Origin of the sequence: Paracoccus onubensis, assembly GCF_003591515.1 — a bacterium.
GTDB classification, from domain to species: domain Bacteria; phylum Pseudomonadota; class Alphaproteobacteria; order Rhodobacterales; family Rhodobacteraceae; genus Paracoccus; species Paracoccus onubensis.
Map to the genome: position 1 here is coordinate 63918 of NZ_QZCG01000008.1, position 21424 is coordinate 85341.

13 protein-coding genes are annotated in these 21424 nt (G+C 62.0%); 9 read left to right on the forward strand and 4 right to left on the reverse strand.

From position 1 onward, the window contains the following. Window positions 1–110: 110 nt before the first annotated feature. Window positions 111–6440, forward strand: coding sequence for a putative Ig domain-containing protein (locus tag D3P04_RS12460; protein WP_182912832.1), 6330 nt, complete (start codon window positions 111–113; stop codon window positions 6438–6440). 88 nt (window positions 6441–6528) lie between these two features. Here D3P04_RS12460 and tcuB read toward each other — a convergent pair whose 3' ends face one another. From tcuB to D3P04_RS12475, 3 genes are all read right to left on the reverse strand, one after another. Continuing rightward, window positions 6529–7602: a tricarballylate utilization 4Fe-4S protein TcuB gene (tcuB, locus tag D3P04_RS12465; protein ID WP_119749361.1), complete on the reverse strand. Its 1074-nt coding sequence runs from the start codon at window positions 7600–7602 to the stop codon at window positions 6529–6531. Next, window positions 7592–9019: an FAD-dependent tricarballylate dehydrogenase TcuA gene (gene tcuA / locus D3P04_RS12470; RefSeq protein ID WP_119749363.1), complete on the reverse strand. Its 1428-nt coding sequence runs from the start codon at window positions 9017–9019 to the stop codon at window positions 7592–7594. Before tcuA ends, tcuB begins: the two co-directional genes overlap by 11 nt. A gap of 140 nt (window positions 9020–9159) precedes the next feature. Further along, window positions 9160–10533, reverse strand: coding sequence for an MmgE/PrpD family protein (locus tag D3P04_RS12475; protein WP_182912833.1), 1374 nt, complete (start codon window positions 10531–10533; stop codon window positions 9160–9162). Between the two features lie 124 nt (window positions 10534–10657). Between D3P04_RS12475 and D3P04_RS12480 the strand changes: the two genes are divergently transcribed. The 8 genes from D3P04_RS12480 (at window position 10658) to D3P04_RS12515 (ending at window position 19600) form a co-directional block, all read left to right on the forward strand. After that, on the forward strand, window positions 10658–12091 hold the full coding sequence (locus D3P04_RS12480; RefSeq protein WP_182912834.1) for an MmgE/PrpD family protein: 1434 nt from the start codon (window positions 10658–10660) through the stop codon (window positions 12089–12091). Between the two features lie 4 nt (window positions 12092–12095). Further along, complete coding sequence (locus D3P04_RS12485; RefSeq protein WP_182912835.1) at window positions 12096–13187, forward strand: AbrB family transcriptional regulator; 1092 nt, start codon at window positions 12096–12098, stop codon at window positions 13185–13187. An 86-nt stretch (window positions 13188–13273) separates the two neighbouring features. Further along, window positions 13274–14047 (forward strand): SDR family NAD(P)-dependent oxidoreductase, encoded by a 774-nt coding sequence (locus tag D3P04_RS12490; protein WP_119749370.1) that lies wholly within the window; start codon window positions 13274–13276, stop codon window positions 14045–14047. Between the two features lie 78 nt (window positions 14048–14125). Beyond that, entirely contained in the window at window positions 14126–15082 is a 957-nt protein-coding gene (locus D3P04_RS12495; RefSeq protein WP_119749652.1) for a tripartite tricarboxylate transporter substrate binding protein, read from the forward strand. Between the two features lie 20 nt (window positions 15083–15102). Further along, a complete protein-coding gene (locus D3P04_RS12500) occupies window positions 15103–15594 on the forward strand; it encodes a tripartite tricarboxylate transporter TctB family protein (RefSeq protein ID WP_119749372.1) in 492 nt (163 codons plus the stop codon). 73 nt (window positions 15595–15667) lie between these two features. Further along, window positions 15668–17170, forward strand: a complete 1503-nt coding sequence (locus tag D3P04_RS12505) for a tripartite tricarboxylate transporter permease (RefSeq protein WP_119749374.1) — start codon at window positions 15668–15670, stop codon at window positions 17168–17170. Window positions 17171–17205: 35 nt separating this feature from the next. Next, window positions 17206–18600 (forward strand): MmgE/PrpD family protein, encoded by a 1395-nt coding sequence (locus D3P04_RS12510; RefSeq protein ID WP_119749375.1) that lies wholly within the window; start codon window positions 17206–17208, stop codon window positions 18598–18600. Between the two features lie 316 nt (window positions 18601–18916). Further along, the gene (locus D3P04_RS12515) at window positions 18917–19600 is read left to right on the forward strand and encodes a GntR family transcriptional regulator (RefSeq protein WP_119749654.1); all 684 of its coding nucleotides are present in this window, start codon (window positions 18917–18919) and stop codon (window positions 19598–19600) included. Here D3P04_RS12515 and D3P04_RS12520 read toward each other — a convergent pair. Continuing rightward, window positions 19579–21414 (reverse strand): ABC transporter ATP-binding protein, encoded by a 1836-nt coding sequence (locus D3P04_RS12520; RefSeq protein ID WP_119749656.1) that lies wholly within the window; start codon window positions 21412–21414, stop codon window positions 19579–19581. The genes D3P04_RS12515 and D3P04_RS12520 overlap by 22 nt on opposite strands. Between the last annotated feature and the right edge of the window lie 10 nt (window positions 21415–21424).

The following is a 21424-nucleotide window of genomic DNA, read 5'->3' on the forward strand; positions in this document are numbered from 1 at the left end:
ATTCGTCCCGAGTGTCAAAAATGGAAAAATCACCGGGATGAGGTCACGACCAGGGGCCAGTCCCGGAATTCGCCACCCGAAGCGGCCAGGCGATGACGAGGGAATGGACAATGGGATATCCGGTACGATTTCTGGGCGGGGCCCTTCGGTTTCTGCTGGTTCTGTTCTTGCTGGTTCTACCGGCCGGCGCAGGTGTCATGCTGACCGGCGTCACGCCGACGACGTTTTCCGGACCGGGCGAGACGATCACATTTCAGTATCGGCTGGAGAGAGAGAATATTGTCGTCAATGGAATGACGCTGAGCGGTTCGAACCTGCCCGTCTCGGACCCGACATGCACGCCGGATTTTCCACTTGAGGTGAATGGCACGGCCATTTGCACCGCAACCTATATCACAACGGAAAGCGATATTTCGGATCTCGTGCAGCTTGGCGGGACTTATGTGCTGGAGACCATTAGCGCTCCGCGAGGCGGGGCCATCTTCGGCGGGGAGAGGGTGGCCTATAAAGGTTCCACGGGCGAGCCTGCCGCCCCGGAGATCGTCGGTGTTTCGCCGGATAGCGGGCCGGCCATTGGCGGAACAATTGTCACCATCACCGGCACGGATCTGACGGGCGCGACGGCGGTATCGTTCGGCACCTGGCCGGCGACCAGCTTCACGGTCGACAGTGCCATGCAGATTACCGCAACCACGCCGGCTGGCGCGGTGGGGCCGGTGGATGTGACGGTGACCACGCCCGGCGGGACTGCCGTCGCGACCGGGGCATTCACCTATGCCGCGCCCGTGATGCCTGTGCTGTCGATCGACGATATTGCCATTACCGAAGGCGATTCCGGCGTTACAGTCGCACTTTTCACCATATCGCTTGACCGGCCGGTACCGCAGTTCACAACGGTTACCTATGATATCGCCACGGCGGACGGCACCGCGATCGCCGGCGAGGATTACATCGCGACCAGCGACTCTGGCAGCATCGGTCCGGCCTCTGTCGCCGGAAGTTTCGCAGTGCAGATAACCGGCGATACGGATCCCGAACCGGACGAGAATTTCTTCGTCAATGTGACCAATATCAACGGCGCGACGGTGGCCGACGCTCAGGGAATCGGAACGATCACCAATGACGATGCCGTTGCCGACGCGCCTGTCGTCTCGTGGTCGGTGCCGGGAGGAACGTCAACCGAGGCGACTGCGACGGTAGGTGGCGTTTCGCTGTCATCCGGCGATTCCGTGCCTTCAGGTTCCGTCGTCGAGTTTCTGCTGAAACCGTCGAATGGGGGAACCTATACCGAGGCGCCGACAGGCTGCGGGATTCAGTATATCAGCAGCAGCGACGCTGGCGATCTTTGGCGGACCGGGCCGGTGACAACGGATTGCGCGGTATCGTTCACGGTTCAGTGGATCGAGCTGTCGCCCCCTAACACGGAACGCCTGATTGCCACGCATGGCCAGTTCTATAGCCTGCAATTCGCCATCGGAAACAGCTATGGCCCCTTTAACGACTGGTCGTGGTCGTTTGCCAGAGGCGCGCTTCCAGCCGGTTTGGAACTCGATGCGGCGACAGGTCTTGTCTCGGGAACACCAGAGGAAGCAGGAGAGTTCAGTTTCGGTATCCAGACCCGCAATGGCGCAGGGCATTACAGTTGGGACAACTACCGTATGATCGTGGCCCCTGCCGCTCCGACGATCACCGGTATTGCGCCGGATACCGGCCCGGCAGCGGGCGGCACGGTTGTAACGATCAGCGGCACTGGTCTGACGGGCGCAACAGCCGTCACCTTTGGCGGCACGGCAGCAACCGATTTCACGGTCGAAAGCGCTACGAAGATCACCGCGACCACACCGGCCGGATCAGCAGGCGCGGTGGATGTGGCAGCGACCACTCCGGGCGGCATCGCCACAGCCACCCGCGCATTCACTTATGAAGAGCCCGCCTCGGCCGATGCCAGCCTTTCGGATCTTGCGGTAAGCTCGGGCACGCTCGCTCCGGGTTTCACATCGGAAACCGTCGCTTACGCGGTCTCGGTTCCCTATGCCGTCGCCTCGCTGACCCTTACGCCGACCGCCGCGGATGCCGGGGCAGCAATCACCGTTGCGGGGCAGTCCGTCATGTCGGGATCGGCATCATCAGCGATTCCGCTTATGGTTGGCGATACGCCCATCGAGATTGTCGTGACGGCAGAGGACGGGGCGGCAATGCGGGTCTATACGGTTACCGCGACGCGTGAAGCGCCGGTGATCACGCTCGATCCCGACAGTTTGCCGCAAGGCGTGGCCGGTTCCGACTATGGTCCGCTGTCCCTCGCCGCCGGGGGCGGTACAGCACCCTATATTTTCGCCCTCGCGGAAGGCGCGCTGCCTGACGGGCTTGCTCTTGGTCCGGGCGGTCAGTTGTCCGGCATTCCCCGGGAAGCCGGCAGTTTCGACATCACCGTCATGGCGACCGACACCAGCAATTTCACCGGCACGCGCGATTACAGGCTGATCATCGACGCACCCGGGATCACTCTTGGTCCGGACAATCTGCCCGGGGGCAAAGCGGGCACGGCTTACGGTCCGGTGAGTTTCGTCGCGGATGGCGGCACGGAGCCTTACAGCCTTGCCCTGACCGGCGAGCTTCCAGAGGGGCTGAAATTCGAAGATGGCACTTTATCCGGCACACCGGTCGAGGCGGGCAGCTTCTCTTTCACCGTGACGGCCACCGACGCTTACGATTTCGCGGCCGAACGCGACTATACGATTTCCGTCGATGCACCGCCGATTTCCCTGAACCCGGACAACGTCCCCGACGGGGTGGTCTATGCGGATTATTCACAGGATTTCACGGCGGATGGCGGCACCGGCCCTTACAGCTTCAAGGTGACGGCCGGCGATCTGCCCGACGGGCTGACGCTTGCACCGGACGGAGCCCTGACAGGCGCGCCGACCGAGGATGGCGCATTCCCGATCACCATCACCGCAACGGATAACAACGGCTTCACCGGCACGCGGGATTACAGTCTCGCCATCGCCCCGCCCGTAATTACCCTTGGTCCGGAAAGCCTTCCGAAGGGAACCGGCGGAACGGAATACGGGCCAGTGCGCCTGACCGCCAAGGGCGGCGACGGCGCCTATGAATTCACCGCTACGGCCGCGACCCTGCCTGTCGGACTGATGCTTGCACCGGACGGCGCGCTTTCCGGGATTCCCGGCGAGGATGGCAGCTTTACCTTCACCGTGACGGCAACCGATGAAAGGGGATTTTCCGGGCAGCGCGACTTCACACTGTCTGCCGACGCGCCCGAAATCACCCTTGGCCCCGACGGTCTTCCGGATGGTGTCGCGGGCATGGCCTATGACGAACTGTCCTTTGCCGCCACCGGCGGCCGCGCGCCCTACGGCTTTACCCTTGAAGGGCAGCTTCCCGATGGGATGAGCTTCGGGGATGGCATCCTCACCGGTACGCCAACCGAGAACGGGGATTTCGCATTGACCGTGACGGCGACCGACGCGGATAATTTCACGGGCCAGCGCAGCTACACGCTGCGCATCGGCGCCCCCGGAATTACACTGCTTCCCGGGAATCTGCCGGAGGCGGCGGTTTATGCGGATTATTCGGTGACATTCTCGGCTCAAGGCGGCAAAGCGCCCTACAGCTATGAGATCATCAAGGGTGATTTGCCGCAGGAGATGAGCTTCGAGAACGGAACCCTGTCGGGAACGCCAACCGAGGCGGGGAGTTTCCCGATCACCGTATCCGTCGCCGATGATAACGGGTTTACCACCACCGGAAATTACACGCTTTCCGTGACCGCGCCCAGGATCGTGCTGGCACCCGACAGTCTGCCGGAAGGAGCGGTCTATGCGGATTACTCCGAGAATTTCTCGGCAAAAGGCGGCGATGGTACCTATAGCTACAAGGTGACAGGCGGCAGCTTGCCCGAAGGGCTGGAATTGGCGGTTGAGGGCAATCTTACCGGCACCCCTGCAGAAAGCGGTGATTTCCCGTTCACCGTTACGGTCACGGATGGCAAAGGCTTTACCGGGACGCAGGAATACACGCTTGCCATTGCCGCCCCCAGCATCGCCCTTGCGCCACAGAACCTGCCGGATGGCATCGCCGGAACGAAATACGAGCGGGTGAAATTCACCGCGGAAGGCGGTGACGCGCCCTATGATTTCACATTGTCCGGCAAGCTTCCCGAAGGCCTGAGCTTCAAGGGCGACACGCTTTCAGGGGTACCGGCCAATGACGGCGCATTCACATTCACCGTCACCGCAACCGATGCGGGCGCGTTTGCAGGCGTACAGGAATACACGTTGCGGATCCGGGCGCCGGAAATCACGATCGGCCCGGACAGTCTTCCGAACGCAGCGGTCTATGCGGATTACTCGGAAAGTTTCACCGCCGAAGGTGGCATGGGCTCCTACCGCTACGAGATGACAGGCGGCGATTTGCCCGGCGGGATCGAGCTTGCGGCAGATGGAACGCTGTCCGGACAGCCGGGCGAATCCGGTGAATTCGCCTTTACCGTCACGGCTACGGATGACAATGACTTCGCCGGGACGCGGGAATACACGCTGATTGTCGAGGCGCCCGAAATCGCCCTTTCCCCGAAAAGCCTGCCGGACGGCACGGCGGGCGCGGCATTCGGACCGGTAGATTTCACCGCAGAAGGCGGCGACGCGCCCTACAGTTTCACGCTGGACGGGGATTTACCCGAAGGGCTGATCTTCCGGGATGGCACGCTGTCAGGAACTCCGACCGTGGCCGGCGAATTTGCCTTTACCGTATCGGCGACGGATCCGGGTGAATTTTCAGGTGAACGGGAATACCGGCTCACCATCGCGGCCCCGGATCTCGTCCTGATTCCGGGCAGTTTGCCGGCAGGCCGGGTGAACGCCGCCTATACCGCTTCCCTTGCGGCGGAAGGCGGTACAGCGCCTTATGGGTTTGCGGTGACACAGGGCAGCTTGCCCGAGGGGCTTGCCCTTGCAGAAGACGGCACATTGTCCGGCACACCATCCGAGCCCGGCGGCTTTTCCGTCACCATGACCGTTACCGACAGGTTCGGATTTACCGGCAGCCACAATTACATGATCACCATCGAGGATATCGCCGTGCCGCAGCCGCAGAATCACGAGTTGACGGTGATGGCGGGAACCGATGGCACGATCGATCTGACCCTGGGCGCGATGGGCGGCCCGTTCGCCAAGGCCGCGATCGTGGCAAATCCGGCGCATGACGCGGGGACCGCGCGGATCGCCAGCCAGAGCGGCAGGCATATCCTGCATTTCTCGGCCTCGGGGGGATATGCCGGTACGACCAGCTTGCGCTATACGCTTTCCAATGCCGGGGGCGCCTCTGAACCGGCGAATGTCATGATCACCGTGGTTGCCCGGCCCGATCCTTCGCTGGACCCCGAGGTCATCGGGCTGGTCCGGGCGCAGACGGAAACCGCCAAGCGTTTCGCAAAGGCCCAGATCAGGAATTTCAGTCAGCGGCTTGAGCAGCTTCACGATGAAGGCACGCGGCGGCGGAACTCTCTTGCGCTCAACCTTACCGCCCAAAGCTCACGTGGGGATAGCGACGCGCTGTCCCTGCGCGGCCCCGAGGCTTTCGGAAACCAGCGTGACGAACTTGCCTTCTGGAGCAGCGGCTATGTCAATTTCGGCTCCAGCGACGATGGCGCGATCGATCTTGACCACACGCTGATCGGAGTAAGCGCCGGCGCGGATTATCGTTTCACGCCGAAATTCACGGCCGGCCTTGGTCTGGGCTATGGGCGCGATGTCACCGATATCGGCTCGAATGGCACCGAAAGCCGCGCCGAGGCTTTTTCGCTGGCCGCCTATGGCAGCTATCGCCCCAAGCCGGGCTTTTTCATCGACGGGCTTGCCGGCTACAGCTCCCTGAATTTCGACAGCAAGCGTTATGTGACCTGGACCGGCGACATGGCGACCGGAACGCGACGCGGCGAGCAGTATTTCGCCGCCCTGACGGCAGGTTATGAGCATCGTCGGGACGGGGTGCTGATCTCGCCTTACGGGCGGCTGTCGGGTTCACGCTCGACGCTGGACATGTTCACCGAGAAGGGAGACGGGGTCTATAACCTGACCTATGACAAGCAGATCGTCAAAACGCTTTCCGGTACGCTTGGCCTGCGCTTCGAGCAGTCCAGACCTACCGGCTGGGGCCAGCTGACTTCACGTGCCAGGTTCGAATATACCCATGAGTTCGAGAATTCGAGCCAGGCCCGACTGGGTTATGCCGATCTTGGCACATTGCCCTATATCATCGATGCCGACGGATTCTCGCGCGATCAGCTGGCCATCGGCATTGGGTTCGATGCCCAGATCGGCGAATTATGGACCCTTGGCCTCGATTACCGTACGGCTTTCGGCACGGATGGCGACAGTCAGGATCATACGGTCGCGTTCAAGCTCGATGTCCGGTTCTGACGGGTGACGGGCGCCTGTATCACAGGTGCCCAAGGCCTCATGAAAGCCGGGTAAAGCCTTCCATGAGGCCATGGAATTCGCTTTGCTTTCAGGCGCGCTTCTTCTGTTCGTCGATGATCAAGGCCGAGAGGCGGAAGAACCCGTGGACCATCTTGGAAAACGGCATCAGCAGGAACAGGGTCAGCACGGTGCCCAGATGCAGAGGCAGCAGCAGACCCACTGCCGCCGTGCCGCTGGCGGCATAAAGTACAAGCCCGGTGGCCGCCGTCAGGCCCAGCAGCAGGATAAAGGCCATTTCGCCACCCCAGACCCGCCGTGAACCCAAATCCGGATCGCTTTTCAGTTTCAACCGTATCATCTCGCCCGTGCCCAGCACCATCAATACCCCGCCCGACAGGCCCAGAAGCTTTGGCGGGCTGAACAATGGATAGGGGGCGGGCATGGCCAGCAGGTAATGCATCAGCGTGGCGACCGAGGTCGAGGCGAAGCACAGCAGGAAACCGTACATGACCGCCTGATGGGCGAAGCGCCGGGCATTGGAATAGCGGTCCTCGCGTTCGAAATTGCAGCCCTCGCCATGGCCGCCCGCCAGATTCTTCATTCTGGCGGCCGAAGCGAAAGCGCCCTTCAGATCTGCCAGCACCACTGCCTTGCCACCGGTCAGTCGCCAGTATCGCCGCAGTCCCACCGCCACGGATACCAGCGGCAGAAGGAAGGCGGGCAGGAAGATCGCCACCATCAGGTTATGCGCCATATAGGCATAGAAGCCCGTCCCCCCCTCGGAGCGCAGGTTGATCACCAGCCAAAGCATTGCCATCGTCGCGGCCACCAGCAACGCCATGATCTTCACGCCGCGCTCGTGGAAGGCGCGGGCCAGCGGCTGCGGCCAGACCAGCGTTTCCCAACTGTCCTGCCGCACCTCGGCCAGCGCGGCGGGCAGGTTAAGCTGGAATTCGTGGGGCGGGCTGTATTGGCAGGAATAATAGCAGCCCCGGCAATTGTGACAGAGATTCGCCATATGGCTGATATCGCCATCGGCGAATAGCTTATGTCGGGTCATCTCTGGGAAGACGGAACAGAACCCCTCGCAATAGCGGCAGGCATTACAGATCTCCAGCTGACGGCGGGCCTCCTGGAGCAGGGCGTTCGTGTCATGCGACATGGGCGGCGGCCTCCTGACCGGCGATGCGGCCGAACACGGTTCCGATCGTCATGCCGAAACCGGCCAGATAGCCCTGGCCAAGGATGGACCCCGCGATCATCTCTCCGGCCGACCAGACATTGGTCAGCGAGCCGTCGGGCATCTGCACCCGCGCGCGATCCGAGACCTTCAGCCCCAGATAGGTGAACGTCACCCCGGTACGCAGCTGATATCCGTAGAAAGGAGGTTTCTCGATCGGGCGTGCCCAGTTTGTTTTGGGCGGATCGAGCCCCTCGGTCGCAAGTCCGTCCAACTCGGTCGGATGGAAGCTGCCGGGGCGGCAGGCGGCGTTGAATTCCGCGACCGTCCGGCTCAGGCGCTGCCCGTCAAGACCCAGCTTCGCGCCCAGTTCCTCTATCGTATCGGCGCGCATGGCGGGGAAAACCGAGGGCATGAACAGATCGATGGATTTCGCATCGATGATCGCATAGCCCACCTGATCGGGCTGCGCCGCCACAAGGCGGCCCCAGATCGCATAGCGTTTGGGCCAGGTATCCTCGCCTTCGTCGTAGAACCTCGCGCAGTCGCGGTTCACCACGATGGAGAAGGGTACGCAGTCGAGCCGGGTGCAGATTCCGCCATCAAATTTCGGGGCCCGCCCATCTATGGCCACGGCGTGGCATTGGGTGGGATCGCCGACCGACTGGCAGCCCTGCTCCAGCATGTCGCGCAGCACCACGCCGCGATTATAGGGTGTGCCGCGGATCAGGAAATTCGCCGCCGCCGGTCCCCATGCCCGGATCAGCCAGTCGATATCCGACTGGAACCCGCCCGAGGCCAGCACCGCAGCTTTGCCCCGGAAGCGCTGCACGGGGCCGCCCGCGACCGAAACCTCCATATGGGTGAACCGGTCGCCCTCCAGATGCACATGTTGCACCTGAGCGTCGTAAACCACCGTCACCCCCAGATCTTCGGCAGTGTTGTAATAGGCATTCACCAGGGCCTTGCCGCCGCCCAGAAAGAAGGCATTGGTCCGCGACAGCGACAGCGTCCCCGAAAGCGAGGGCTGGAACCGCACCCCATGCGCCTCCATCCAGGGCAGACATTCCTGCGAGCCCCGGATGGCCAGACGCGCCAGATGCTCGTCGGTCTTGCCTTTGGTGACCAGCAGGAGGTCGTTGTAATATTCTTCTTCCAGATAGGCGTCGGTCAGCACCGATAACGGGCCTTCATGCATGCAGCGGAAATTGCGGGTATGTCGGCTGTTGCCGCCGCGATAGGGCTTTGGCGCGCCTTCGAGGATGATGACCCGCGCCCCCGCCTCTGCCGCCGTGATGGCGGCGCATAGCGCGGCATTGCCACCGCCCGCGATCACAACATCCCAAAGGATGCTGTCCGGCGGATCTGACTGGCGGGCACGTCGCTTGCAGCAAAACATCTGGTCTTTCTTTCTGTTTCATCCTGTCGAGGGCGGCTTCCCGCAGGGTTGCCGGATCCGGCGATTAATATTGGATACTTGTGTATACAATAATGAGCAACAGCAAAACCCACTCTCTGACCGGTTTTAGGGTCCGGGTGTCAGGATTGGGTGGCGAGTTCGATGATCGGCGCGATCGAGCGCGCCCTGGCCAGACCAGCCAGCGCATCAAGCAGGGCGTCGGTTCGCGCCCCGATTACCGGCGTGATCAGCTCACCGGCCTTGCCGCGCAGTTCGGCGGCGCTCATGGGATTGTCCGGCGTGCCGCGGACGGCAGAGGCGTGGTGACGCAGGTGGCGGCCATCTGCCATGACGATTTCCACAATCGCCTGCCGTGCGGGTTTCGCAGCGGTCAATCCGGCGCTGGGCAAAAGCGTGATCTTCTGCCGCAAGGCCAGCACCTTTGGGTCGGCCATCCGGTCCACGTCATGGCTGGAGGCGAAGGTCACGAACCGGTCAATCAATGCGATGGCCACCAGATGCTGCGCGCAAGTGGCGGGCATCTGGCGGTTGTCGACGATATGGATCCGGTCATCGGGCATGGTGATCGTCACGGATTCTATCGCCGCCACCTGCGGATCATCAGAGGCGATCAGGATCTCAACAGCGTCCAGCATCGCCTGGATGGGCGAGCCCACGCACCATTTCTTGGTCGTGGCATTCATGATCTCGAAACGATCACCCAGACCCTCGATCAGCCTTGCCGGGGCCGCATGCTCGGCAAAGGCCGAAAAGTAGTTATGCCGTCCGCTGAAGGGATCATCGATGCCGGTGAATCCCGCCGCCGCAAGACTTGCCGCCGTTACGCCATTGCGCGCGCCCATGCCTGCAAAATCGAAGGCTTTCTCGATATGATCGGGGTCGCGCTGCCAGAACGGCACACCGGAACATTGCTGCACGGTATAGGACAATGCATGGCGCACCTGCCGGGGCGAAAGGCGATAAAGGCTGGCAGCGGCGGCGGCAGAGCCGAATAACGGACCGATGCTGTGGCTGGAATGTTTCGCCGTATCGGGGCGCGCGTGATCCAAAGCCATCACCGCCCGCGCGCCGATGTCATAGCCCAGCACCACAGCCCTGAGGAATTCGGCCCCGCTGGACCCATTGGCCTCGGCCGCCGCCAGCGCGGCGGGCACGATGGCGCAGCCGGGATGAAACCGCCCGCCCAGATGCGAATCGTCGGTCTCGTCGGCATGGGCACTGAAGCCATTGACCAGCGCGGCCAGTGCGACCGGCGCGCGCAGCCCGGTGCCTAGCACCGCCGCTGCGCCGCTTTCGCCAGCCCCCTGCGCGGCGGCATAGGCAATCGCAAGCTCGCCCGCCCGCAATCGCGAGCCGGACAGGATTGCCGCGACGGAATCCATCACATGATCCACCGCTTTCGCCATCACATCCTGCGGTAGATCGCGGCTGGCAGCCTCGGCGATATAATCCGCGAGGACCTTGGTCATGGGTGAAATCTGATCTTGCATCATGAGTGGCTTCCTGAGTAATGTCATTATTGTATCCACACGTATACAATTGTCCAGCTTCAACTTACAGGTTTTCGGCCTGCAGCGTGGAGGCCCCGAGGCCGGGCATCTTCAGGAGGAGGGGAGCATGACGGGACAGACCACAGCGGAACAGGGAATATCCAAAGAGGCTGCCGGGACCAGCTATGGCGCGGCCTCGCTGGGATTGGGGCTGACCCGGCAACTCGCGGATCATGTGGCCTCCACGCGCTTTTCGGACCTGCCCGCCAATACCGTTGCGGCGGCGCGGCGCGGAATCATCGACTGGCTGGGCTGCGCCATCGCAGGCAGCGGGCAGCCGGGTCCGGGGATTGTCTACCGCACCTTGAGCGCGGAGACACCGGGCGAGGCCGTGGCGATCGGCCGCTCGCAGGGTCTTGCGCCACGCGATGCGGCGCTGTTCAACGGAACGGCGGGCCATATGCTTGATTTCGACGATACGCATATGGGCGGGGTGATCCTGCATTGCAGCTCGCCTGTCTTGTCCGCGCTGCTGGCGACGCGGGCGACTGCGCGATTCAGCGGGGCGGATCTGGTGCTAAGCTATGTTCTGGCTTTCGATGCCGCGGTGCGAACCGGGCAGGCGGCGATGCGGCATCACGATGGCGGCTGGCATCTGACCGGCACGCTTGGCACGATCGGCGCCGCCGTAGCGGTGGCGCGGGTGTTGGGGCTGGATGGTCTCATGACCACCCATGCCATTGCGTTGGCCGCGACGCAGGCCTCGGGCATGCAACAGAACCGGGGAACGATGGCGAAATCCTTCCATGCCGGAAAAGCTGCGGCAAATGGCCTGCTTGCCGCGCAGCTTGCCGCGAATGGCTTTGACGGCTCGACCGAAAGCCTTGAAGGCAAGCGCGGTTTTATTCGTATCTACAGCACGCAATCCGCGCCCGAAGCCTTGGTTGACGGGCTGGGCAAGCGATGGGAGATCACCGCCAATGGGTTCAAGCCCTATGCCTGCGGGGTAGTGCTGCATCCGGCCATGGATGCGATGATCGGCCTGCGCGACAAGGTCGCCGACCCGACGCAAGTGCGGGAGGTGCTGTTGACCGTCAACCCGGCAGCCCTGCGCATCACCGGAGTTGTCTCGCCCGAGACCGGTCTGAAATCCAAATTCAGCATCAGCCATGCGGCGGCGGTTTCCTTTCTCGATCAGGCGGGCGGCATTGCGCAATTCGCCAATGACCGGGTCACGGCGGCAGATGTGCGGGAATTTGTTGCCAAGATCCGGGTCGAAACCGATGAGGCGCTGGCCCGGGATCAGGCAAGGGCCGAGGCGGTTCTGGTCGATGGCAACAGGGTCAGCCATGTCGTCGCCCATGCGACCGGCACGGTCGGAAATCCCATGACCGACACGGCTCTGGACGCCAAATTCATTGCCAATGCCGCGCCGGTATTGGGGGATGCGGCAGCGGCACGCATCCTTGAACTGGGCCGGGAAATCGACCGGCTCGACGATGCGGCAGAACTGTTCGCGCTGCTGGCAGCGCCTGGCCCCGGCGGAGGGGGCGGAGTCTGACGCCATGGCGTCGGGAAATCCGGCAAGCGGGATAGCCGTCTGCCTTGTCGCGGCGCTTGGGGGCTGGGCAGCTGCGCTGCTGGGCCTGCCGCTGGCCTGGGTTCTGGCCCCGATGGCGGTGACGGCCGCCGCGGCCTTTTCGGGCGTCGGCATTCTCGAGATGCAGCCCGGCCGCAAGATCGGCCAGCTGATCGTGGGTTCGGCCATCGGTCTGACCATGACGCCCGCCGCGATCCGCATGCTGATCGAGTGGTTTTCGGTCATGATCCTTGGTGCGCTGGTCGCGATAATGCTGACCGGGTTGCTGGCGTCGCCTTTTGCGCGGCTTGCGCGGGTCAATCTGGCGACCGGGTTCTTCGCCCTGACCCCCGGCGGCCTGTCCGAGATGGCCCGCATGGGCGAACAAGAAGGCGCGATATCCGAATTCGTGACCGTGGCGCAGGCATTGCGCGTGGCGATACTGGTCTCGTTATTGCCGGTGCTGCTTCTGCATTTTGCGGCGGTCGGAAAAAGCGTCACGGGGATCGAACCGCCGGTGCTGCCCGCTTCGGCATTCCTGTGTGTGCTGGCGGTCTCGGGTCTGGCGGTGTTTCTGGTCAAGCTGATGCGGGCGAATAACCCCTGGATGATTGGCGGGCTGTTGGGCGCCGGTCTGCTGGCGGGCTTCGATCTGGTGCAGGGACGGGCACCCCATCTGCCCTTCATCGCGGGTCAATATATGATCGGCATCACCATCGGCGCCCGGTTCAAGCGCAGGAACCTGATCGGAGCCGGGCGAATGCTGATCATCGCGCCGCTGTTCATTCTGCTGATGAGCGGGCTGCTTGCCTGTTATGCGCTGGGCATGCACCAGCTTACGGGCCTTCCTGTCGCCACGGCGATTCTCGCCGCTTCACCCGGCGGCATGGCCGAAATGGCCCTGACAGCAAAAATTTTGCAACTGAATGTGGTTCTTGTGACCGCTTTTCACTTCGTGCGCTCTTTCATTGTAAATGCTTACTGTTTACAGTTTTTTCGGCTATTCCGGCGCTTGGGCCTCTTCAAATTGACCGAGAAAATCTGCGATCGCATCGGATTGCCACGAAAAAAAGGCTAGCCAAACCGGGTATAAATTGGATACATGAGTATGCAATCCGTGCGAAGGGTCCTCGTTGACCTCTGCCGGAAGGGGAGAAAATCAGTATGAGCGCAGTCACTGCAGCCGGTTCCCGGCCGCTCTTGGGTCAGGTTGCTCTTGTTACCGGCGGCGTGCGCCGGATCGGACGGGCCACGGCGCTGGCATTGGCCGGTGCCGGCGCGGATATCGTCATCAACGCGCGCAACTCGAAGCAGGAAGCCGAGGATACCTGTCATGCGGTCGAAGCGCTTGGCGTGCGGGCAATGACCCATCTGGCGGATGTGACGGACGAGACCGCAGTTGCCGGTATGCTCGCCGAGATCGAGGCCAGAATGGGCCATCTCGACATACTCGTGAATAATGCCGCAATCCGGCGCGAGGCCGCATTGATCGACATGACGCTTGCGGAATGGCGCGAGATTCAATCGGTGATCCTTGAAGGCGCCTTTCTCTGCAGCCGCGCGGCGCTGCCCGGCATGGTCAGGCGCGGTCATGGCCGCATCATCAATATCGGCGGGGTCAGTGCCCATACGGGTGCGATCGAACGCGCCCATGTCGCGGCGGCCAAGGCCGGGCTGGAGGGGCTGACCCGCGCCGCTGCTGTCGAGTTCGCCGGCCACGGCATTACCGTCAATTGCGTGGCGCCGGGCAAGATCGGTGGCAAGCGATCCGGCACCTCGGGCAATACCGTCAGCCTGCCCGGCGGTGCCAAACCGATCGTTCCGCGCGAAGGCGCCCCCGAGGACGTCGCCGCGATGATCCTGACACTTTGCGGCCCTGCCGGTGATTTTGTGACCGGACAGACAATTCATGTGAATGGCGGCCTGTTTCTGACCTGACAGGCCGGCTGCGGAGAGCCGCAGAATAGAATCATGCCCGGGGGAGGAGACCCGGAGGGCATCAACAAGGAGGACAAAATGAAAAGCAAATCCATAGGCGCAATCGTCGGAGCCATCGCCGCTTTGGGCATCGGCGCGATACCGGCCATTGCGGAATATCCGGTCTCAACCGTCAGGCTGATCACCCATTCCAGCCCGGGCGGCGGGACCGATGTGTTCCTGCGCAAGATCGCGACCACGTTGGGGCCGATCATGGATGTGAATTTCGTCGTCGAGAACGTGACCGGTGGCGGTGGTGCGAAAGCTATGGCCGAGTTGGCAGCGGCGCCCAAGGATGGCAGCGTCTTCTATGGTTCGACGCCCAGTTACATCATCACCTCGCTGCTCAGCAAACCCGAGGTGGGTTATGACCAGCTCGATCCGATCGTGAACATGTTTTATGATCCGCAGACTGTCTTCGTAAAATCCGACAGCCCCTATCAGAACCTGCAGGATATCATCGAGGATGCGCAGGCCCGTCCGGGCGAGGTCGTGGCTGCCGTATCGACGCCCAGTTCGCTTGATCGTCAGGTTATGGAAGAATTTCAGGCCATTACCGACACGCAGCTTGTTACCCTGACCCATGATGGCGGCGGAGATGTGCTGATGTCGGTTCTGAACGGTACGGCCGCGGTGGGCATTGGCGAGATTGCAGAAATGCGAGGCCAGCTTGATGCCGATGCGATGCGTGTGATCGCCACTTATACCGAAGAGCGCGTGCCGGGTTTCGACGATGTACCCACCGCTCAGGAACAGGGCGTTGATCTGGTGGTCGCCAAGTTCCGTGGCATCGTCGGCCCCAAGGATCTGCCGCCGGAAGTAATCACCGCCTGGGAAGAGGGTGTGCAGGAGATGATGACGGATCCCGAGTTCAAGGAATGGTACGAACAGGAGGGTGTTCAATACGGCTATCTCGGTCATGACGACGCTAATGCAGCCCGGGAAGAATTCGTAGCTTCGCAGACTGAATTCTTCGAAAAATTCGACATCAACTGAAACCGGAGGCCAGCGGATCGATGCGAGCTACATTCATTGTCTCCTGCCTGCTTTTCCTGCTTGCGGTAGCCTATTGGCTGGGGGCTGACCAAATTTCGGTCAGCCGCCTTGCAGGGGGTGTCGGCGCGGATGGTATGCCCAAGCTTCTTGCGGTAGCGCTTGGTGTGTTGTCGCTTGCCTTTGCCACCCAGACCTTCTTCCAGATGAGGGCAAAGAAGCTTGCGGCTCCAGCCGATCCCGTCAAGGAAAGCGACGAACCGGCCAATTGGCATCAGCATGCCCGCGCGATGGGTCTGATCGTCCTTGGCGGGTTTTATATCCTGCTGCTGCCACATCTGGGCTACATGCTCAGCTCCATGCTGATGTTGGGCGGGGTGTCGTTTTATGCCGGTCTGAAACCATCATTGCGGATGCTGGCTTTCGCGGTGATTGGTGGCGTGGTCTACTATCTCATATTCACGCGCATCCTCGGTATCCCGCTGCCCTCCGGTTTCTGGCCCCGACTCTTCTGAGGAAGATCCGCTCTTCTGAGGAAGATCCGGCGCCCGAGACATGAAGTAACCCCTGAATTACCGGATAATCACCATGGATGGACTGAGCTACGCACTCACGGCGCTAACCACGCCGACAATCGTTCTGTCGGCGGCCGGCGGTGTCCTCTGGGGCATTCTGGGCGGCGCTCTGCCGGGGCTTTCGCCCTCGATTGCAATGGCGCTCGTATTGCCCTTCACTTTCGATATGTCGCCGCTGGCGGCCATCATCATGCTCACATCGGTTTATATCGGTGCGGAATATGGCGGGTCGATCCCCGCGATCCTGATCCGTACGCCCGGAACCAATGCCGCCGCCGCCACCGTTATCGACGGCTATACCCTCCACCAGCAAGGCCGGGGCGGCGAGGCTCTGGGCCTGTCGCTGGTCGCGGGCACGATCGCGGGGCTTGTTGGTCTTATCTGTCTGGTTTTTCTGACCAAACCTTTGGCGATGGTGGCGCTTTACTTCACCCCGCCTGCGTATTTTGCGCTGGCCTTCCTGGGGCTCAGCATCATTGCAGCGCTTTCCGAAGGATCGCTGATCAAGGGGCTGATCATGGGGGTTATCGGGTTGATGCTGGCCATGGTCGGTACCGATCCGCTGTCCGGCGCCCCGCGCTTTACCTTTGGCGAGCCGGATCTGCTGGGCGGAATCGACTATATCTTCGTGATGCTTGGTGTTTTTGCCGTGGCCGAATTGATGAACAAGGTCTCTACTCCCGATGACGGCGAAGGGAGCGTCATCAAGAACACCATCACCAGGATGCGCTTGCCCGGCCTGCGCAAGATGTGGGAACTGCGCCGCGCACAGACCATCGGCACCGGCCTTGGCATCATCGAGGGTCCGATCCCCGGTGCCGGCGGCACGGTTGCGGCCTTCCTGTCCTATAACGAGGCCAAGCGCTGGTCCAAAACACCCGAGAAATTCGGCCACGGTTCCGAAGAAGGCGTGGTGGCGCCCGAGGCCGCAAATAACGCCGTGACCTCTTCGGCACTGATCCCGACGCTGAGCTTTGGCATCCCCGGATCGAACTCGATGGCGATCCTGCTGGGCGGGCTGCTGATCCACGGCATTCAGCCCGGGCCGATGCTTCTGAGCAATCGGCCGGATCTGGTCTATGGGCTGTTCGGCGGTTTGTTCATGGCGAATATCTTCATGCTGATCCTTGGCATGCTGGTGCTGACGCCCTGCATCTGGCTGGTGAACCGTCCGAAACCCTATCTGACCGCCTGTATCATGATGGTGGTCCTGTCCGGCATTTATTCGATCAATCAGAGCCTGTTCGATTTCTGGATCGTGCTGGCGGCCGGGGTCGTGGGCTATGTGATGCGCCGACTGGAATTCCCGGTCCTGCCGCTGATCCTGGGTATCGTGCTGGGATATATGATCGAGTCGAGCTATCGCCGGTCGCTGCTGCTGACCAATGGCGATCATATCGTCTTCCTGCAGAACCCGCTGAGTCTCGGCCTGCTTTGCTGTGCCGCGCTTATCATCGGTCTTGCCGCCTATGCCGAGATCCGCCGGGCCCGCAAACCGCAGGACATGCACGGCTGAAATGACCGACGCTCTTTGATCATACGAGAAATATCATGGAACAACATATACCTACGCCAGACAGCGATGGCGCCATCGCCGAGATATTCGCCAGTTGGGCCGCAGGGCTTAGTCTGGATCAGGTGCCCGCCGGGGCGAAGGCCCGGGCCATCGAGGCACTGATCGACCATGTGGGTCTTTGCGTCGCAGCCCGGCATCAGGATTACGTCCGGGCCATTATCGATAGCTGGGATGGACGCGGGAATTGCACCGCCTTCGGCCAGACCGGCGGTTTCGATATGGCAGGTGCTGCACTGATCAATGGCACTGCATCTCATGGCGAGGATTACGACGATACGTTCGAAGGCTCACCCATGCACACCAGTGCGGTGGTGATACCGGCGGTTCTTGCCGCGGCCGAGCAGTTCGGGGCCTCGGGCAAGGATGTGCTGCGCGGCATTCTGGTCGGTGGAGAACTGATGTGCCGCATGGCGATCGTCGCCCCCACCGCCCAGCACCGCGCCGGGTTCCATCCTACGGCGGTGGCCGGCGCGATGGGTGCTGCGGCAGGGGTCGCCGCCACGCTGGGAATGAATCGCCAGCAGATCACCAATGCGCTGGGCGTGGCGGGCAGCTTTGCCTCGGGCATTATCGAATATCTGGCGGAAGGTACCTGGACCAAGCGGGTCCATCCCGGCTGGGCGGCGCAAAGCGGCATCCGCGCGGCTCTGCTAGCGCGGAGCGGCTTCATGGGACCACGGACCGTATTCGAGGGCGAGCACGGATTCTATTTCGCCTTCAGTGCCAAATCCGTCCCGCCGGATTTTTCGCAACTGACAAGGGAATTGGGCAGTTTCTGGAATATCGGCAATATCGCCTTCAAGCCCTATGCCTGCGGCACCATGGTGCAACCCTTCATCGACTGCGCCATCCGTCTTGCGCGCGAGGGCGTGCCGATCGAGCGGATCACCGATATCACCTGCCGCGTGGGCGAGGGTACCGTGCATCGTCTGTGGGAACCGCTGGCCGAGAAGCGTAAACCCTCGACCCCCTATTCCGCCAAATTCAGCGTTCCCTATGGCGTCGCGGTCGGGCTTATGGATCAGGCGGCGGGTCTGAACCAGTTCACCGATACACGGATCACCGACCCGTCGCTTTTGGCGCTGGCGGCGAAGATCGGCTACGAGATCGACCCGAAAGACGAATATCCCCGCAATTACACCGGAACCGTCATCGTCACACTGGACGATGGCCGGATCGTCGAGGCCAGCCAGCCGCATCTGCGCGGCGGTATGCGCGAGCGCCTGTCGCTGGAGGAGATCCACGCCAAATTCGATGCCAATTGCAGCTATGGCGGCTGGTCACCCGAACTCGGCCGTCAGTTGCGCGATTATGCAAGCGGGCTGTTCGAGGCGCCGGATCTGTCCGCATTGGCAGGTTTCCGGGGCTAGGGCCTGTTGCATTGAAGCGGAAATACCGATTATTTGCGTCCCGCGATGGCCGGGGGCGCTGCCCCCGGACCCCCGAGGTATTTGGACAAAGAAGAAGCAGAGGGGGAGACGGAAAGAGACGGGGCGGGCGCTACAGGCTAACGATCAGCCCCGCCCGGCAAGGCTTGACCCGGACGCTGCGCTTTACGATCCTGGTACGGGAACGAATTCCGGCAGATCCCGCCGGGCCAGACGTGATGGCGGGTTTCCGGACATTCAGGCTGGCTCTGGCTGCCGAAAATAAATTAAGCAACGGCGAATGATTTCGGAGCCTGTCATGAGCAAGAAACCCATCGAGACGAAGATGCGAGGTGAAACCGCCTATCAGCGTATCAAGGAAGAAATCATCGCCGGACATCTGCTGCCGGGCAGCCGGGTACGCGAAACCGATTTGGCAGAGCGTCTTAACACCAGCCGTACCCCGGTGCGTGATGCGCTGCGCAGGCTGGAGGCGGACGGTCTCATAACGCACCAGCCGCATGTCGGCGCCGTCATCACCAAGCTGGACCAGCAATCGATCATCGAGCTGTACAGCATGCGCGAGGTGCTGGAAGGCACGGCCGCGCGCGATGCCGCCATCCATGCTTCCAGTGTCGAGATCGAGGATTTGCGCGAGATCCTTGAATACGAGCGCAAGCATGGCGACACGCCGGCGGCGGCCGCACAAATCAATCGCACATTCCATTCCGCCCTCTATCAGGCCGCGCATAACCGCTTTCTGGTCAAGACGCTTGAATCGCTTTCGACCGCGATGCTGCTGCTGGGGCCGACAACGCTGGGACTGGGTTTCCGTTCCGCCACCGCCCGGGAAGAGCATGAGGGCATCGTCGACGCCATCTCTGCCCGGGACAGCGCCGCCGCCGAGGCCGCAGCGCGCAAACATATCCGCAATGCGCAGAAGGCCCGTCTCAGCATGAACCGCGCGCGGGAGGTGGGCGGTCAGTTTTCGCAAACGAAATGATCTGTTCCAGCCATGCGATAGCTGCGTTTGGGCGGCTCGTATCCGGCGGCGCGGATGGGGCTTGGAATTTCATCATTGGAAAGCATTGGCTTGCGATCGCGTCGCGAGGGTTCGAGCTTTGGCACCGCGGCCAGAAGCTTGCGCGTATAGGGATGCTGCGGATTGCCGAAAACCGCATTTCGCGGGCCGATCTCGACCACTTCGCCCAGATACATCACCGCCACGCGATGACTGATCCGCTCGACGACCGCCATGTCATGTGAGATGAAAAGATAGGCCAGCCGCAGGCTTTCCTGCAAATCCAGCATCAGGTTCAGAACCTGCGCCTTGATCGAGACATCCAGCGCCGAAACCGCCTCATCCGCGACGATCATCGCGGGTTCCAGCGAAAGGGCGCGCGCAATGCTGATCCTTTGTCGCTGGCCACCGGAAAATTCATGCGGATAACGGTTGGCGGCATCGGCGCTAAGGCCCACGCGCTCAAGCAGGCGGGCGACACGTTCCTGCGCCTCGGCGCGGCTTGCCAATCCATGGGCCAATATCGGTTCCGCAATCGTGGTTCCCACCCTGTAGCGCGGATCGAGGCTTGCATAAGGGTCCTGAAAGATCAGCTGGGCGCTTCTGCGCATCCGTCTTAGCCCGGTGGTATCCAGCTTGCGGATATCGGTGCCTTGCAGCTGAATCTCGCCCGATTTCGGCTCTACCAGCCGCAGGACCGAACGGCCAAGGGTGGATTTTCCGCAGCCGGATTCACCGACCAGCGCCAGGGTCTCGCCCTTGCGCAGATCGAAGGATACGTTTTCAACCGCATGAATGGCGAATTTCGGCCCGCCGATCAGGCGGCGGCCGACGGCATAGCGCGTGGTCAGATTGCGCACACGAAGCACTGGCGGCTCATCCGCACTTACCGTATCGACCGGAGGTGGTGGCAGCGCGGCCTTGCCCGTGACCTGATCGATGGCGGGAAAGCGTTGCGGCAAGGCCACGCCTTCCATCGTTCCAAGCGTTGGAACCGCCGCCAGCAGCGCCCGCGCATAGGAATGGCGCGGGCTGGCAAAAAGCTCTGCGGTGCTGCCCCGCTCTACCGCCTTTCCGCGCAGCATCACCAGGGTCCGGTCCGCCACTTCGGACACGACCCCCATGTCGTGGGTGATGAAAAGGATCCCCATTCCCTCTTCTTCCTGAAGTATCTTCATCAGGGCCAGCGTCTGGGCCTGAATGGTCACATCCAGCGCGGTGGTCGGTTCATCGGCGATCAGAAGACGCGGCTTGCAGACCAGCGCCATGGCGATCATGACCCTTTGCCGCATCCCCCCTGAAAGCCGGTGCGGATATTCGTCGAGCCGGGCGCGCGCCTCGGGTATGCGCACCCGCTCAAGCATATGCAGGCTTTCCCTGCGCGCTTCGGTTTGCGTCATGCCCCGGTGGCGTATCAGAACCTCGGTGATTTGGGCGCCCACGGTCATCAGCGGGTTAAGGCTGGTCATCGGTTCCTGAAAGATCATCGCGATGTCATTGCCCCGGATCGCGCGCATTTGCGGTTCGGTCAGGTCCAGAAGATTGCGCCCGGCCAGCTCCACGCGCCCGCTGATGCGGCTGCTCTTCCCACCGAGAAGCCGCATGATCGAAAGCGCGGTGACACTTTTTCCCGAGCCGGATTCACCAACGATCGCAAGCGTTTCCTTCGGAGCGATGTCGAAAGTGATATCGTCGATGATGGTCTGGAAACCCCCATCCCGCTGACGCAGGGCAGTTGTGAGATTCGAGACCGACAAGACGGGTCGGGTTGACGCGGGGCTGTGGGTTTCGGGCATCTCGTTGTCC